This is a genomic window from Noviherbaspirillum sp., assembly GCF_036563305.1.
Lineage (GTDB): Bacteria > Pseudomonadota > Gammaproteobacteria > Burkholderiales > Burkholderiaceae_D > Noviherbaspirillum.
In genome coordinates, this window is the sequence record NZ_DATCMQ010000006.1 from 297,237 (window position 1) to 314,039 (window position 16,803).

A 16,803-nucleotide genomic window follows, 5' to 3' on the forward strand; every position below is an offset into this window, starting at 1 on the left:
CTGTGGGCGAATCCGACGGAATGGGCCGCATCCCGTGCACCGTGCGCCGCTCTGCCCCTATTTAAGTCCGATAGTTTCCACTCCCATGGCCCGCAGGCAGGCGACCAGGAATGCCGCGCTGAACCGTCTGCGAGTGACCTTGCGGTTTATCTGCTCGGGCGACTCGTTGATTCCCAGTTCCTCGAGCATTCGCGAAAGCTGTTTGTAACGGATGCCACGCCGAATCATCTCGGCTTCTATCAGCTCCTTCGCGAAGTGCTCCCAAGCCCCATAAGGCTGAGCCCCCGCTCCTTCGTGCGCGCCGGTTCGTTCATCACTACCCCTCGGCCTTAAAGAGGCCTTTGTCCATATCGTTCCGCCATTCTCCCATAGCTCTTTTCGGTCGTATGCGACCGATTGCTGCCGCTGCTCTCGACACGTCTTCAGTAGGTTATTTTTTTGAAGGCAAATTGGTGAGAAGTACTTTTGGTAGTGCGCTGTCGACCCAACAGGCGCCGGTTGCGGTTTCGGGCCAATGTGTTTGGTTGGTTCTATAGAGGGCTCAAATCTCGTGATGGCGCTCAGCCACCGCCGAACCCGTACTCTCCGACAAAGTCCCTGGCGTTTGAAAGCGCTAATTGGTACTCAGGCGGTGTCTGTCTGGCCGGCTCGGTGGCAATACGTAGGTCTTGGACCGTGTACCCAACCATGCATCGGCGTACTCGCAATGTTCTGCTTTCCTCGCCGCCCAGGTACTCGTCCCGAAGAAGCCGAGCCTGCCCGTCCGCTAGACCTGGGTGAGCTTGCACGACCAGATTGACGAACTCGGACCAGTCCTTGTCCGTCTGCGCGGCGGCCGGCGCTGGTTCAGCATTGAGAGCAGCTTTCGCGATGCGTCCTAGCGCGAAGTCTCGAAAGGCTTGCCGGTGTACACACCATGCACGAACGTGCCATCGGCGAGCAGCTCGAACGAGCGCATGCGGGTAGACAAGGCGGTCCAGTCCTTCTGGGGCTGCCAGCGACCGATAGCAGATGCGTAGCCCTACGCGTCTACGGCAGGCCTGGGTGATGAGGGCAAAGAGCGCAGGGCGGACCGGTGCCAAATCAAGTCGTAGGTCTTCGACCGTGAACTCGATATGTGAGAAGCCAAGCTTTTGAACCAGCTGCAGATACTCGTCAGGGCTGTTGCCGGCCAGCCTTGGTTGGAACGACTTTGTGGGGGTGATGGGCGCATACGGGGTGGCTCGCGTGACCATGTCGGTGAACTCCGCCAAGAAGGCTGCCAGCAGGCGGCTGGCCTGTACGGACTGGATGCCGAATACCTTACGCAGGCGACTGTTATCAATTTCGCCTTCCCAACGAAGCAGCACTTCCATGTCTCGCAGGCGCAGCTGTGCCGGGGTGAGTGGCGTGTCCATATTTTATCTTGTAAGATAAGTTATCCTTGAAAATAATACTTCAAAAGTGCATGGACCAGGCAAGGTCCAATGGGAGCAGCCTTGACACCGTCCGACCTGTTGCCGGAACCCATGACCCCACCAGGGGGTCATCCCCTGTTCTTTGAGGCGGAGCGTCAGCGGTTCTTCCGCCCCCTGAATAGCTCCCGCCGGGAGCTTGTGGCTGCTTGCCTGCGGGCACTCTATGACCGACTGCACGGCCCCATGGCCGACTATGCCCACAACCTCACACGGGACGCGCTGCGCGAGCTCCTGCTGCCGGTCGTTCGGCAGTACCAAAGCGTCAAGGCGCAAGAGGGTGGCGACGATGAGCTGAGCGGTGCGGAAGCCGATGACCCGCAGGCGCTCGTCGGCATGGTCATCCGGGCACTGCTGACCGACGCTTGGCTGGAGCAGTTCGCCGACCGCACCGGCCTCGTCACGGCCTTCCGATTTTCTCGGCCAGGGAAGCTGTTCGCGGAGGCCCTCTGGTCGTTGGACCGCCCGAGCCGTAGCCGGCAACGCAACATGCGTGGCTGTCGCAACGCCCTGGAAGCGGCGCTGTCCGACCGTGGTGATGCGCACGATTTAGTCGACGCTTACGAGTATGCCGAAAAGGTCATTGAGGACTTGACTGATGGCATCGACTATTTCCAGGAGCTGGTCCGGCACTTGATGCAAACGGCCTCGGTGCAAACGCAATGGAGCGAATTTGTCGAGTTCCTGGACCGCTTCCAGCGCGACTATTCCAAGCAGCTGACCGCCGACAACGCAATGCTCAACCGGCAGGCTATCGTGCAGAAGCTGGAGCGGCTTCGCCTCGTCCCCGAGACCAAGTCCAAACGGATGGACGAACAGCTGCGAGACGTCGCCCACTGGGCCGTGAAGGAACACGTAGGCTCATCCGTCTATGACTGGCTCCTGACCCGCATCGAAGACATCGTTGATGCCGCTTGTCAGTCGAAGCAGCCTGGCTTCCTGAAGGCCATGGAGACTTACCTAAAGCGGGTCAATGGCCTGGCGCTGCAGTCGATGATGCTGCGCGTAGGCCAGACCCGGCATGCCTACCTTGCCACGATTCAGCGGGTTGCTGAGGCCCCAAAGGAACAACAGGACCTGCTGCTCGCGCACGTGGGGCAGTTCCTGGCACCCGCGGAGGTGCGGTTGCTGGACCCTGTAAGCTTCAAGCTCCGAACGGCCGCCCAGCGCCGCAAGGCGGTAACGATTTCCGTTCGGCCGCGCCCCTCTCGAGAAGAGCGTCTAGCTGCGGCTATGGGCCGTGCCGAGGCGGAGGCCTTCTCCATCCCCAACGAAGAGGTTGCCCAACTGCTTCGACGTGACCTGCGCATCTTTCAACATCCCATTCGTGTCTCAGCGCTCCCGACGGCCACCGCCCGCGATACCCTCCGTGCCATGCAGGCTGTGGAGGCGGTTCGAAGCGAGGTAGGCGCAGACCTGTCCGTCAAAAAACTGCCCACCCGCTTGGAGAACGAGCTCTACAGCGGCAACGACTACGAGATTGACCTCAAAAAATGAGCCTCCTGTCGCACATCAACGAACAACTCGCGCTTGTCAACATAAAGCCAGACCGGTTCCGGGAGATTATCAACCGCCTGATGGCGTACGGCGTCATCGTGCGGGATGAAGACCGGGTTGAGCAGCTGCTGTATGACGACGCAAGGCGCGTCGAGGGCCTGCTGGAGGATTACTTCGACATTGCTGGCTTTCGTTTGTACCACGACAGCAATAACCAGTTCTATCGCCTCTATGTGGCGGGTGCCGTAGTCGATGGACTGCCTGAGGACATCCTGGAGCCGACCCCATCGCTGCGAGCTCGGGTGTCGCCCGACTTCGTTGCAATCGCACTTGCTCTGCGCTTTCTGTACCAAAACAAGCTCAATACGGGCGACATCCAGCCGCAGGGCGAAGCGCTGGTGAGCTTCGAGGAAATCGCGGCTACCATGCAGACGCAATTGAAGCGTCCTCTGCCGAGCAGCATGGGTGACAAGATGGCCCTGTTGGCCGAGTTGAAGCGACATCGCCTGCTCAGCTACACGGCCGAGTTCTCGATTTCGGACGAAGACGCGCTTCTGGCTATCCGACCAACCATCTTGGGCATCGTGTCCAACGACGCACTAAGTGCTGCCCTCGAGGCAGAAGGCGTGGTTGACCAAGAAACGTCCGTCGAGGAGAACGGCCAATGAAGCTCGACCGCTTGGTGCTCGTGAACTGGGGGCAGTTGCAACCGGGTAACTACGAGCTGGGTAACATGACTCTGCTCACTGGTCCAACGGGTGCAGGGAAGTCGACGATGCTCGATGGACTCCAAACCATCATGACGGCGGCCTACCAAGGTATTGTGGCTTACAACCCTGGCCAAGAGGAAGTGCAGCAAAATCAGCGCCGTGGCAAGTCCAGGCGCACCCTTGAGTCCTTCGTGGTCGGCGCCGAGTACAGCCGCTTCTCTCGGCCGGCAGGTGCTCAGGGCTACCTAGCGGCGGTCTTTCGTCCAGGGCCCGAGGACGGCTCGGCAAAGATGTTCACTGCGCTCGTAGCAGCCTCGGCACGCGTCGACGGCTCAGGGGAAAGAAGGGACACGAAGCTGGAGCGCCTTGTCCTAGTCATCGTCGAAGACGCAGCCTTGTCGGTCGAGCAGTTTTTCGAGGACGTCGACGAAGGAATCTGCGTCCCGGTCGAAGGCATTGTCAAACGGTTGAAGGCCAAGTACCCGAAGGTCATCACCTACGACGACCACAAGCGCGACTACCTGTGCGGGCTTTACGGCAGGTTCCGCGGGCGTGTGTCCATTCCTTGGGACGAGGCTCAAAACGCGGCTCGGGCATGGTCGCAGTCGATTGCCTACAAGCCTATCGGCTCGGTTCATGACTTGGTTCGGGACGACATCCTCGAGTTCGATGGAAAGCTGCTGCAGGAGAGCATCACACGCATCAGCGACCTGATGCGCCAGGTGACGAGCTTGAAGGTTGAAGGCAAACGCATCGAAGCGACTGTCACTCGACTTCGCGAGCTGAAGGAGGTCATCAGCAAGACCACCGCCACCTTCGAAGAGCAGGTCCAATATGACTTGCTCCTGGCTAAGATGCAGCTGGCCGCCGACGAAGAGCGCATCGCCTCAGAGCGGAAGAAAATTAAGGACGATACGGCGCTAGCCGGCCAGAACAAGCTCAAGGCCAAGTCCGAAGCGCAGTTGAAGCGCAACGTTGATAGCAGTCGCATTGAAATCGCAGCGAAGTTGAGTGGCATCCCAGCCCACGCTGAGAAGACTACACTTGACGAACGCCTTGAACGGGCGACGTCGGCCGCGCGCGGCAAGCTCGCTGAGCTTCATGCCGGTCTCCACGCCGCGGCACACATCAAAAACATAGGGGACACCATCGTCAAGCGGCCGGTGCCGGAACAGTTCCCGAAGCTGCGCGCGTCGGTAGACGTGGTGGCTAAGGCACTCGCATCCACCAATTTGGACCGGCTAGCCGGGCTGCTCGATTCCGTGGTGGACGCGAACCGGGATGATGTACTATCGGTGGAGAAGTTGCTTCAGCTCGCCCCTGCATTTGACGGCATCGACGCCGGCCTGAGCCCGGTGCATAACTCCTTGGTCGGCACGGAGGGCAGCGTACTCATGGCAGTCGCGGCCGAATTGGCATCGCTCACTCAGAGCATCGAGACCGCGAAGAAGGAACGCGGAGAGCTGGCTGAGCGCAAGAAACGCTTGGCTGCGGGTGCCGGCAACTACAACCGGGACACAATCCTTGCGCTTGACCGCATTCGGGAGAAACTGCCAGACGCTGGCGTGCAGGTCTTATGCGACCTGGTCGAGCCGGCGTCTGAAGAGTGGCAAGCCGCCATCGAGGGCTACATGGACGGCGCGCGTTTCAACCTCATCGTCAAACCGGATTGGGAGGCTCGCACGATTGACTTTCTGCAGTCATGGGGTTCGCGCTCGAAGGTTGTTCAGGGAAAGCGATGCTTGGACCGCGCTGACCCGTCTCGTGTGCCGGGCACTTCCATCATCCACGAGCTACGCACCGGCCACCCCATCGCGCGAGCCTACCTCATTGAGCAGTTCGGCTCTGTTGTGAAGGTGGCGGACTCTGAAGAGTTGCGACGGACCCCGCGGGGCCTCACCAAGGACGGCAAGGGCAGTGGCGCGATGACGATGTTCATCTGCGAACGCAGGGACTTCGTGCTTGGCCGCAACGCTCGTGAGCGGGCGTTGCAGCGAACCACGGAACAGTTGGAAACCGCCGACAAGGACATCAGTGAGCTGGAGAGCTCCCAGGGAACGTTAGAGGGCTTCCGGAAGTTGCTTACGTCGCTGAAGGAGCCAACGTTCGACGCCCAGCCTCTTGCCCAGCACGCCGGCGACCTGGATGCTACGCGGCGGTCGCTGTCGCAGCTCGACTTGCGCGAGGTCGAACAGCTACGGGCAGAGCTGATTCGCCTGGAAGAGGTTATCCGTGTGCACGACGGGGAAATCGAGGCAGCCAACAAGGAGGTCACGCTTGCTGAGCAGCGCATCAAGACCGCGCAAGAAACCATCGAACGCATCAACGCCGCCCGCGATGCTCGATTTCAGGAGCGCGAGAACCAGACTCGTCGGCTGAAGCATCTTTGCGAAGCGAACTCCGAGAAGACGTACACCGTGATGGCCCAAGAGGTCGAGGACCTCATCACCTCGCATACGTACGAAGTTCCCGCCGTTCAAGCCCGGCTGAACCACTTACGCACTCAACCCGAAAAGCTTCTGGGAGACGTGCGCGAAATGCTGGCCGAATACAACACCGCCGTCCGGACTGACGAACGTTTTCAATCTGCGCTGCCGCATCTGACGGACGCCCCGTCCTTCGACCCTTACTACGGTCCCCTGGTCCTCCTTGGGCGTTCGGTCAGCGCGCTTCATAACGAGCTGGAGAGCATCGGCCTGTACAACAACCGCGCCAAGGTCGAGGAAGCGGAGCGCTCCTTCCACGACGTGTTCACCAAGCAGTTCTGCGTCGAAATCAAGAGCAAGGTCGACGAAGGCGTGCGGATGCTGCGCCAGTTGAACATCGAGCTCGAGAAGCTGAAGTTCGGCACCGACCGCTTCAACATCGACTGGTCGAAGTGGGAGCCCGAGTTCCAGGAGTATTACGGCTTCTTCTCCGCCGTCGCGGAACTGGCCGATTCGCCGGAAGGGGTGGACCTGTTCGGTGAGACGGAGCTCTCGCCTAAGCACATCGAGGTCCGTGACCGCTTGGTCAAGCTACTCCTGGACCAAGACCAGGACAGGGCGGGGCGCGAGCTGCTGCGGATTGCTGACTACCGCAACTACCGACGCTACGAAATCTGGAATGATTCGGACAGCGGCGGCCGCATCGCCCTGTCGACGTGGGGAACGGGCTCGGGTGGTCAGTTGGAGACGCCTGCGTATATCGTCCGCGCCGCCGTTGTGACCAACCGCCTGCGCCTCTTCGAGAAGGGCGCCAGCTTGAAGTTGCTTGTCAGCGACGAATCCTTCTCTCGCATGGACGAGCCGCGCGCACGTGCCGTCCTGCGGTATCTGCGAGATAGCATGGGCCTGCAGCTGGTCAGCGCCATGCCGACCAAGCACGCCGGCGCGCTGCGCCCTGAGTTCGACCGCGAGTTCAGCTTCAGCCGCATGAACGTGCCAGACAACGGTGAAATTGACTTCGTCTCCGAGTGCGACGAGCGCATCTTCAAGAAGGACCGCATGCGTGAGGTCTGGGAAGCGCAGCGTCAAGAGGTTCGCGAACAAGCCAAGCTGCTCTTTGATGCCGCACAGCCCAAAGAGGTCACGGGAGCTGCGAAGTGACGGACCAACCACTTTGGCTTCAGTCTTCCCCTGTTCAGCAGCTACTGAACCTGCTCGTGGACCGAATGGATTCTGCCGAGCAAAGGGGAAGCGCTCGTACACAGTCGGTCGCTCTCTCGGAGCGAACTTGGCCGGCTCTCTACAAAGCTCAGCGGGAGTCGGAAAAGGAAGAGCTTTGGGGGCATGCCGTCGAGTTGGTGCGTTGGGGTTGGCTCACGGTCAAGCCAGCTGGCGCTATCCGCTCCCGCTCTGGCTATGCCGACTCCCCGCGCGTCACGGTTGCCAACGAGGTCGAGGTGAGAAAGACGGTCGGTCGCGCACACCGCGTCAAGTCCGCAGCTGAGCGTTGGCGCGAAGCTGTCCGCGACGGGCTTGAGGGGTCCGCCGAGGTCAAGGCCGCTGTCTCCGAGTTCTGTATCGACATGCCGGACCGCACCATGGCCGAGGTTGTCGAACGGCTGAACGAGCTCCCCGCGCTTGCTGGCAAGCCCATGCTGCTCCGCGAAGTCTCCTCTCAGCTGTTCTGGGGCATGTCGAAGGTCCTGGACAAGCGGCAAGGACTCGTCGCCGCGGTCTTGGGTGTCGATGAATGCCCGTTTCCGGAATCTCCGCTTCAGCTGCAGGTGTTCCTGCCGCCGGCGGGCTGCCAGGGCGTGCTGTTCATCGAGAACCTCATGAGCTTCGAGCGCGCCATTCGCTCGACCAGCGCGGCGTTCGACGGGCTAGCATTGGTCTACGCTTCAGGTTTCAAGGGAAGTGCTCAACGGCTGCGTACACCAGATGGTTGCTCTCTCTTCTACGCGGCCCGTGGCAACATCAGTCAAAACCTTCGAAGCGGCTTCGAGGCCTGGCTCTTTGGCAAGGACGCCACTCCGGCCTTCTTCTGGGGTGACCTGGATTGGTCCGGCATGCGCATTCTGTCTGCTATGCGCACACGTTTCTTCGGCCTCACGGCCTGGGAACCGGGCTACTCCCAGATGCTGGCCGTTCTCATGGAAGGCAAGGGGCACACACCGGAGGCCGCCGACAAGCAAGGACAGAAGGCGCTAGGCACCTCCGGTTGTGCCTACGCGGACGCCCACTTGATACCTGCGCTGCAGACCTACGGAAGGTTTGTTGACCAGGAGCAAATCAACCTGTAGTGCTCCTTTATACTGCGTTTGCAGTCGTGGGCCGCGCGGCGGTTCTCTCCTTGGGCTGGCAGGTGGCGCACCACTTTTTCGCTGCATAAGTTGACAGGTACAGACCAACCAGAGGGACCAGGGGAATAACCACCAAACGCAACACCGTGCGTGGCCCACCACTTCAACCCCTATAGTTACTTCTAAGAAGAAGTGGTGCACGCGTGGGTGAGGCAGGCACCTGAAACCGTCGTTGGCCATGCCCCCACAGTCGCGTCAACTTACCGGGTCTGGAACATCCACTCCGAGATGCAAGCGCAACGGAATTGGATTGCCTCTCTCCCATATCTATGGGGGACGATTCATGCAACAGTCACCCATTCCGCTAATTGCGCCGCCTTATTTCCACTTTGCTATTAGTGACCAGTGGACATCCAGCTTTAGCGTCGATACAGTTGTCAGTCTTTCCCCCATGTAAGGCGGCAGTACGCGCCACCTAATGTATGACGACAGAAATGGGCGCAACATCGCCGCTGACAGTAGACATAGTCGCTGTCGAAGAATCATTGGCTGCACTGGAAGTCACCCGGCCTACGCTAGAGCTCGCGATTCAAGCAGACCAGACAACCGGGTACGTCGCAATCCAAAACAACATACCGGTTGTCCGCAGCCTAACTGTCACGAACACTGGCGACGCTCCATTGAAGAATGTGGAAGTTCTCGTTGCGTGTTCACCCGCATTTGCTTCAAGCGTCAAACTGCGTTTCGAGCACTTGGCTCCAGGAGAAAGCCGTAGGATTGTGCCTGTTGACCTTCAGGCGGACCATAGCTACCTGACGCAACTGGATGAGCTAGAGCGTGGAACCATCTCCGCCAAAGCTTCCTCGGCGGACGTGGAGCTCGCTGAGACGTCGAAAAGCATCGACATCTTGGCCTATGAACAGTGGGCAGCTACACGGTCTCTCCCCGAACTGCTTGCCGCGTTTTGCATGCCCAACTCCCGGGTGGTAGACCAGCTCATTAGCAAAGCCTCAACACTTCTTCGGCAGACGAATACCGAACTCTCAATGAGCGGCTACCAGGCGAAGAATAGGGAGAAGGTCTGGAAGCAAATATCCGCCCTGTATAGCGCAATCGTTGCCGAAAGCTTGCATTACTCGAACCCGCCTGCTTCATTCGGTACGGACGGTCAGAAAATCCGGACGCCCGAGCGGATGCTGGATGGTAGGCTGGGTACCTGCCTCGACCTCACGATGCTTTTCGCATCGTGCCTCGAGCAAGCGGGCATCAATCCGGTCGTCCTCATCAAAGAAGGCCACTCGTGGGTTGGGGCTTGGTTGGTCGACACCTGCTTCCCGACTGCGCTGGTCGACGACGTTCAGGCGGTCCGCAAGCGCGTTAAGTCCGGAGAGTTTGTTGTATTCGAGACAACCGGTGTTGCAGGTGGTCAGAAACCTTCCCTGCGCTGGGCTTGCTCTCAAGGTGAAGAGTATTTGCAAGAGGAGGGGAGGTTCCAATACGCCGTCGATATCCGGCGTGCCAGAGAAGTCCAGATACGTCCCTTGCCCTCGCGCTCGAAAGCTGAGCCACACGCTCAAATTGCCGATTCAGCGCCTCCGGCAATCGAGGACATGCCATCCCTGCCTCCGCTGGACCCGCTCGCGGTTCCAGCCATCGAAGTCAATGTGCCGGACACTCCCGAGGGACGCCTGGCAAAGTGGAAGAGCAAGCTGTTGGACCTGACACTCCGGAACAAGCTACTCAACTTCAAGCCGACGAAGACGTCGTTAGGGGTTATCTGTCCGGACCCGAACGCTCTTGAAGACAGCCTTTCGGAGGGCAAGGAATTCAAGATTCGTCCGCTGCCGCAGCTGATGAGCGGTTCCGACACGCGTGAAGCAGCTGTTTTCACGGCCCGCAACGGCGCTACTCCGCTTGACGCCCTGGCACTTGACGCCCTCGGCCGCCGCGAAATTATCGTCAATGTACCTGAGGAGTCGCTTGAAGGACGTCTCGTGGAGATTTTCCGGGCTGCGGGAACCGGGTTAGAGGAAGGCGGCGCAAATACGCTTTTCCTGGCATTTGGTCTCCTGCAGTGGCAAGAAGATAAGGACGCCGAAGCACAGCATTTGGCGCCCATTCTCCTCGTGCCGGTGACATTATCCCGGCAGTCCGTTCGAAGCGGCTTCCGCCTCGTGCGACATGACGACGACGCCCTGGTCAATCCGACGCTCGTCCAAAAGCTGTGGCAGGACTTCAGTCTCAAGTTGCCAGCATTTGACGTACTACCCTCTGACGAAAAGGGAATTGACGTCGGCAAGGTACTTCAGACGTTCCGGCTGCATGTAGCCGAGCTGAAAGGGTGGGAAGTCAAGGACGAGGTCCACCTGGGTATTTTCTCGTTCACCAAGTACCTGATGTGGAAGGACCTCCAGGACCGACATCAGCAGCTCCAGGCGAACACCGTTGTTTCTCACCTCATCAACAATCCGGACGAAGCGTTTGCCTCGGCCGATATTGGATTCGAACCGAGCACACTCGACCAAGCCTATCGCCCCCAAGACCTATTTGCACCGCTGCTGTCCGATTCCTCACAGCTTAGGGCGATTTGTGCTGCCAGCGACGGCAAAAATCTGGTGGTAGAAGGCCCGCCGGGAACCGGCAAGAGCCAGACAATTACTAACCTCATCTCGCACCTGCTAGCGACCGGGAAAACCGTCCTGTTCGTCTCGGAGAAGATGGCGGCACTGGAGGTCGTGCATCGACGGCTGAATTCCTTGGGGCTGGGCGCATTTTGCCTGGAGCTGCATTCATCAAAGGCGAAGAAGGCCGAGGTTCTCAAGCAGCTGGGAACGGCACTTGAGGCAGCGACGTCCAGGACTGTCAAAGAATGGGACATGGAGGCCGAACGCTTGGGAGCGCTCCGCCAGGAACTAAACGGCGTAGCAACCGCACTGCATCGAATCTATCCGAACGACCTGACTGTCTTCGAGGCCATTGGCACGTGCATTAAGTATGGCAGCAAGCGTCCGGCGTCAATGGGCTGGGCGGACGCAAACGCTCATACCCGCCCCGCGCTCGAAGGATTGCGCGAGACCGCGCGCCAAATGGCTGCACTTGCAAGCCAGCTTTCTGACCTTCGGACCCACCCGTTGTCGGCTGTTCGACGGGGCGATTGGAGTCCTAGCTGGCAGCAGGAACTGCTGGATGCGGCTGCCGCCTTGGAGAAAGCTGTATCAGAACTTCAGTCCGGTGCTGGTGACATGTTGAGGCTCTTCGGACTCGATGCGTCACTGTTTTCGCTACGCGACCTCGAATCGTTCGACCGGCTTGCCGATACCCTTATCCGTGCTCCGCGGGTTCCTACTGGGGTAGCGAAAGCCGCCCACGACGAAGCCGCGCGAGCCCGGCTCGGAAGCCTCCGTCAACATGGTCTTGCCCGTAAAGCTGCTTGGGATACCCTAGGTGGGGCGTACCGTGAGGACGCCGCCACGCTAAATGCATCAGAGCTGAAGCTTCAATGGGCCGAAGCGCAATCAACCTGGTGGCCGAAGAGTTGGTTCGCGAAGCGTTCTCTGACGAGCCGTCTGCGTCTATTCCGAAACGACCAGGCGCGGCCAAACGAGGGCGACGTCCTTCCGACACTTGAGGCACTCGCCAAGGTAAACGCGGAAGACAAGGCACTGGAGTCGATGGCAGCCGAAGCATCTTTGCTGTTACAGGAACAGTACGCGTCGTCCAAGACCGACTGGGACGTAGTGTCGGAAGGGGCAAAGTGGGCGGAGGAGTTTGCCGAGGCGGTCGTCCGGATGGCTGGAAGTGACCCCGAGGCAGCGCGAAGCCTTCGAGAGAGACTTCAGCCCTTCGTAACAGAGAACCGTTCGATGCTCAAAGGCGATGGTTCCGTGGGCGCGAACCTCATCCGGTATCGGGATGGCTATCGCGATTTGTTGGCAAAATTGCACTCCGTCGCCGAGCTCGGAAACTGCGAGCAAAACCTTGCCCTTGACGTGGCGGCACCTGGTGTCATCACCCGACTGCTAGGTGTGCTCCAGGGTTGGAGCCGGGCGCAGCGTCAGTTACAGCCCTGGTGCCTGTGGCAGCGTTCGCGCAGCAAAGCCACTGTACAGGGCTTGCAGGGGGTGGTTACAGCTCTTGAGGTGGGTGACGTCAATCTTGCTGATGTCGCGGAATACTTCGAGTACAGCTACCGCAGCTGGTGGTTGAAGAAGGCCATCGACAAAGAACCGGCTCTTTGTAGCTTCTCCAGCGCTGACCACGAGCGAAAAATCGCCGAGTTCCAGACTGCTGACGCGCGATTCCAGAAGCTAACCCAACAGTACGTTGCCGCCCGCCTTGCCGGTCAAATCCCGTCTATGGGATTGCTTGTGCCCGGCGTGGAGTCGGAGATGGGCAAGCTGCGCCGCGAACTCCAAAAGCAGCGCAAACATATGCCTATCCGCCAGCTCGTGCAGAACCTGCCGACGCTGCTGCCGAAACTGAAGCCATGCCTCCTGATGTCGCCACTCTCTGTGGCCCAATATCTGGACGCAGCTCATGCACAATTCGACGTTGTGGTCTTCGATGAAGCGTCTCAGATACCGGTTTGGGACGCCGTAGGTGCCATTGCTCGGGGCAAGCAGCTCATCTGCGTTGGCGACCCGAAACAGCTCCCTCCGACCAACTTCTTCAACCGCGTAGACGATACAGGCGACGGTGGTGACGACTCAGACGTGCAGGACTTAGAGAGCATTCTGGACGAGTGCCTGAGCATCGGTATGCCGAAACTTGGCTTGAACTGGCACTACCGAAGCAAGCATGAGAGCCTCATCACCTTCAGCAACGTCACCTACTATGAGAATAGGCTAGTCACGTTCCCGTCCCCGGTTACGGAGGACCGCGGCGTTCATTTCGAGCATGTGAAGGGCGTGTACGACCGCGGCGGTTCGAGGACGAATCGCGCGGAAGCAGATGCCATCGTCAAGGCAATCGAGAAGCACTTCCTTGACCCGGCAAAGCGCAGCCAGACATTGGGCGTGGTGACGTTCAATCAGGCCCAGCAGAGCCTTATCGAAAAACTGCTTGATGAGCGCCGGCGTGCTTCAGCCGCCCTCGACCAGGCGATTGCACAAGCTATGAACGAGCCGTTGTTCATCAAGAACCTGGAGAATGTCCAGGGCGATGAACGCGATGTTATCTATTTTTCAATCACCTACGGCCCTGACTCTGCGGGCAAGGTCAGCCTGAACTTCGGCCCGTTGAATCTGGAAGGGGGACATCGACGTCTGAACGTTGCCGTCTCGAGGGCACGACAAGGCGTCGTTATCTTCAGTACCTTGCTCCCAGAGCACATCGACCTATCCAAGGTTCGCGCCGCAGGGGTACGGGACCTGAAGAACTACCTGGAATTTGCCATTCGCGGACCGAGGGCACTGGTAGAACAGAGCTTCCCGACCGGTATGGAACCAGATAGCCCTTTCGAGCGTGAAGTCATCTCTGCACTACGAGAGAAGGGTTGGGAGGTACATCCGCAGGTCGGAGCCTCTGGTTATCGCATCGATATCGGCGTCGTAGACCCGCGGGCGCCAGGCCGTTACCTATTGGGCGTCGAGTGCGACGGACGGACGTACCACTCGGGGGCGACCGCCAGGGACCGGGACAGATTGCGTCAGCATGTGCTTGAAGGCCTGGGTTGGCAGTTGCATCGGATTTGGTCCACAGATTGGTGGTTGAACCCGGAAGAGCCGATGTGCAAGCTGTTGGTACGACTGGAGCAACTCGTCGCCGAGGAGCCGGTGATACCTGAGCCGAACATGGAAGGCGGCCAGGCAGGCGACGTTACGACGGCCGCTGAGCCATCCGAGTTTGACGAGACTGAACGGCAGGATGCGTCGGACAAGGGAGAACAACCCCAGCCGAATTCATTCCCTCGCTACTCTCCGGCTGTTCTTGAGAAGAGCAAACCTGAGTTGTTCTATGAGGAGCGCTCTGATGCCAAGCTTCGAAACCAGCTCCTGTATGTCATCAACCAGGAAGGACCAGTCGCCGAGTCCGTGCTCTTCCGGCGCGTCGCCCGTGCCTGGGACTTGTCTCGCACTGGGCGACGCATCGAAGAACGTTTGAGGCTTCTTGCGCCGACCAGGCTGGGTCGCAGTTCTGACGGACTTACTGTGTACTGGCCAGAGAATGCAACTCCGGAGGCGTGGAATGGATTCCGGCTATCAGGTGCGGACGCTGAGTCGAAGCGTGGGTTGGATGAGATTCCTGCAGAAGAGTTGGGCAATATTGCACTGTTCATCCTGACCCAGCAGGGCAGGATGCGGATAGGCGACTTGCAGCGTTCTGTTTGCAAACTGCTCGGCGTCTCCCGCTTGTCCAGCGATGCTGAAGCCAGGCTGAATAGGGCCTTTGGCTACGGCAGAGCGAGCCAGTTGTTGGTTGTTGACGAGGAGGTAGCATCTGCACGGCGAGGCTAGGCCGCGACGACGAAATGGAAGCCAAACGAAAACTGTGCTTGGGAAGAGAAGTTTTCTGAGTGCAGAGAACCCGACGACACGGGTTCTTTCTGAACAATTGATACTCTGTTTATGCCGACTAAACCATTAGACCGACTGATGTTTATCCAAGGTGGCCTGTGTTTCTTTTGCAGGCAACCGCTCCCAAGGGATGAAGCGAGCATTGAACACTTACACGGGGTTGCGAACGGCGGTGGAAACAACGAGGACAACTGCGTCGCCTGTTGCAAGTCGGTCAACTCTCTCCTCGGAAGCATGTCCGTCAAAGAGAAGTTCCAGGTTGTACTCAACCAGAAGGGGCAGTTTCGGTGCCCAAATGGCACTGTGAACATCAAGGGAACCACGCCGCCGCAACCGAGCGGAAGCGTTCGAGCTCCGGCCAACGCGCTCAGCGACGATACGGTTAGGCTTGTCGTCGCAAACTTGAAACGCCGGGGTAATGCTAGGCCAAGCTCGGTGAAGACTCTCACAAACTCGCTTGCGACTCTCTTGCCCAAGGGGACGCCAAAGGTAGACCTGGAAAGACTGATTAGCCGGCTGAAATCTGAAGGCGTTATGGCTGTTGACGGCGACAGGGTCGAATATCGGCTCTGACCACAGCATGGACACCGTTGTTGCTTCTACGGCAATAGCCAGAAGGCAGTCCGCCCCAGCACGGGTCACCCGTGGCGCTTGGCCTTCGTCAAAAAAAACATTCTAGGATTCCCGGGTAGTTCCGGCAAAGGTGAATGGTTAGTCTCCTATTCGCGTCCCCGACGCGACGTTTGTATGACCTTGAACTAGGAGAAAACCATGTCAAAACCCACTTCCAAACCTTCCGCTTCCAAAACCAACACGAAAATTTCGAAGCCGTCGCCTCTCCCACCTCTTGTCAAGCCAAGGCCCGCTCCAAGACGTAGACCTACAGTGAAAACGCCGTGGACTATAGAGGCCGCGAGCCGGGTATACTCCGCGACTGCTAAAAAGCATGGTCAGATTGAAAAGGATACGTTCGCGGCCGACACAATGTCGAAGGCTATGCGAAACCAGGCGAAACTAATCAAGAACTGAGAGCAATGTCGACACCAAGAATGTTCGGTTTCCCGGATGTCCGAATGCTGCTGGATGAATTTGTAAGGGCGAGCCATCTCGTCCCTTACGACAGCGTGCTCTATGCCGATGTTCGGCAGTTCGCAACGGGGAAGCGAAGGCTTTACGCAAGCCTTGAAACATCGACTAGGTTGGGCGAGAGAGTCGTAGTCGATTTCCCGAAACTCTGGACCCGTCTTAAAGATGAGCTAGGAGCGACATGGTTGACCCCGGAGATGAGCAAGGCGGTATTTGCAAGGCTGGAGGGGTCCTTGACGTCTATTTGACGGAATTTGTGCACAAGATATCCGGGGCAGCTCTTCCCACGGTACGGATTGCAGAGATTATGCGAGCTACCTTTTTTGCTCAACGGCTTGCCGTGGACTTCAGTTGGTTGGAGCAAAGATGGGGCATCGGCGCCCTGAGGAAAATTCTCCCCAAAGGAACTGTCGAGCCAAATCCGGTAGGTCAAGTCTTACGGTGGATTCGCAAGCTTGAGGGGTGGTCACAGAGAGAGGCCGCGCTACAAGCCAGGGAGGAACCCATTGATGTGCTTGGCCAAATGAGCATTTGGGAGACCGGGAAGAACGCCCCGCGAAAGGACTCGTTCCCGTTACTTCGTAAGTTGTACGGCCTAGAGACGAACGAGCGGTATCGACTATGGTTCTGGGTTGCCCTTTGCGTATCGTCCATAGAAAACGGCTTTCGTAGGGAGATTTCGGCGTGCATAGGTAGAGCATTCGATTTGAGCGCGGCTCGGGCCCCCATCGTGGAAGCGACCAATTCAGCAATACTCGAGGCGCCTCCTCCTGCGTGCTTTCAATTACTTGCGGAACTACTCTGCAGTCAGG

The 16,803-nt window shown here is 58.8% G+C and carries 7 protein-coding genes; 5 read left to right on the forward strand and 2 right to left on the reverse strand.

Annotated elements, in window-relative coordinates; all coding sequences use genetic code 11:
- Positions 1 to 57: 57 nt before the first annotated feature.
- Together VIM12_RS04800 and VIM12_RS04805 are read right to left on the reverse strand one after the other, a co-directional pair.
- Positions 58 to 618 carry a DUF6471 domain-containing protein gene (locus tag VIM12_RS04800; RefSeq protein WP_331940502.1) on the reverse strand — a complete coding sequence of 187 codons (561 nt, stop codon included), beginning with the start codon at positions 616 to 618 and terminating at the stop codon, positions 58 to 60.
- The gene (locus VIM12_RS04805; protein WP_331940468.1) at positions 561 to 1,397 is read right to left on the reverse strand and encodes a WYL domain-containing protein; all 837 of its coding nucleotides are present in this window, start codon (positions 1,395 to 1,397) and stop codon (positions 561 to 563) included. The genes VIM12_RS04800 and VIM12_RS04805 overlap by 58 nt, the downstream gene beginning before the upstream one ends.
- A gap of 243 nt (positions 1,398 to 1,640) precedes the next feature.
- Here VIM12_RS04805 and VIM12_RS04810 point away from each other — a divergent pair, with 243 nt between their 5' ends.
- From VIM12_RS04810 to VIM12_RS04830, 5 genes are all read left to right on the forward strand, one after another.
- Complete coding sequence (locus VIM12_RS04810) at positions 1,641 to 2,951, forward strand: Wadjet anti-phage system protein JetA family protein (RefSeq protein WP_331940469.1); 1,311 nt, start codon at positions 1,641 to 1,643, stop codon at positions 2,949 to 2,951.
- A complete protein-coding gene (locus tag VIM12_RS04815; RefSeq protein WP_331940470.1) occupies positions 2,948 to 3,619 on the forward strand; it encodes a DUF4194 domain-containing protein in 672 nt (223 codons plus the stop codon). Before VIM12_RS04810 ends, VIM12_RS04815 begins: the two co-directional genes overlap by 4 nt.
- On the forward strand, positions 3,616 to 7,248 hold the full coding sequence (locus VIM12_RS04820) for an SbcC/MukB-like Walker B domain-containing protein (protein ID WP_331940471.1): 3,633 nt from the start codon (positions 3,616 to 3,618) through the stop codon (positions 7,246 to 7,248). The genes VIM12_RS04815 and VIM12_RS04820 overlap by 4 nt, the downstream gene beginning before the upstream one ends.
- A 65-nt stretch (positions 7,249 to 7,313) precedes the next feature.
- Positions 7,314 to 8,390 carry a hypothetical protein gene (locus tag VIM12_RS04825; protein WP_331940472.1) on the forward strand — a complete coding sequence of 359 codons (1,077 nt, stop codon included), beginning with the start codon at positions 7,314 to 7,316 and terminating at the stop codon, positions 8,388 to 8,390.
- A gap of 482 nt (positions 8,391 to 8,872) precedes the next feature.
- Positions 8,873 to 14,845 carry a DUF3320 domain-containing protein gene (locus VIM12_RS04830; protein WP_331940473.1) on the forward strand — a complete coding sequence of 1,991 codons (5,973 nt, stop codon included), beginning with the start codon at positions 8,873 to 8,875 and terminating at the stop codon, positions 14,843 to 14,845.
- Positions 14,846 to 16,803: the final 1,958 nt, after the last annotated feature.